Raw genomic sequence first — 579 nt, 5'->3', positions numbered from 1 at the left:
AATCTACATTCGAGACCTTAAGTAAGCGCTTTAAAGAAGAGGGGACTTATAACAAAGTACGTTTGATGTACCAAGATGAAGCTGGTTTCGGAAGAATCAGTAAGATGAGTTCTTGTTGGGCTCCTCAAGGAATCCGACCTAGCATTCCTAGTCATTATATGCGAGAATATCGCTATTGTTATGGGGCAGTAGATGCTCAGACAGGAGATTCCTTTTTCCTCATTGCTGGAGGATGCAATACTGAGTGGATCAATGAATTTCTACGGCAAGTCTCACAAGCTTATCCAGATGACTATATTTTACTTGTCATGGATAATGCTATATGGCATAAATCAAGTACCTTAGAGATTCCAAGTAATATTGAGTTGGCTTTTATCCCACCTTATACACCAGAAATGAACCCTATTGAACAAGTCTGGAAAGAAATTCGAAAACGAGGTTTTAAAAACAAGGCTTTCCAAACATTGGAAGCCGTCATTGATAAGCTTCAAGAAGTTATTCAAGGACTGGAAAAAAGCGTTTTAAAGTCCACTGTCAGCAGACAATGGACAAGGTTGCTTTTTGAAAACAATTGAGTAT

Annotated in this window: 1 protein-coding gene; it reads left to right on the top strand. The window is 38.5% G+C overall.

What is annotated here, in order from left to right; all coding sequences use genetic code 11:
* A partial coding sequence (locus HT703_RS11185) for an IS630 family transposase (RefSeq protein WP_172922361.1) occupies positions 1 to 575 on the top strand: 575 nt, incomplete at its 5' end.
* Positions 576 to 579 lie beyond the last annotated feature (4 nt).

It is taken from the genome of Streptococcus sp. 3874, assembly GCF_013276425.1.
Taxonomy (GTDB): domain Bacteria; phylum Bacillota; class Bacilli; order Lactobacillales; family Streptococcaceae; genus Streptococcus; species Streptococcus pseudopneumoniae.
The sequence above is the reverse complement of the archived record's forward strand: the minus strand, read 5'-3'. Positions and strand labels throughout refer to the sequence as shown.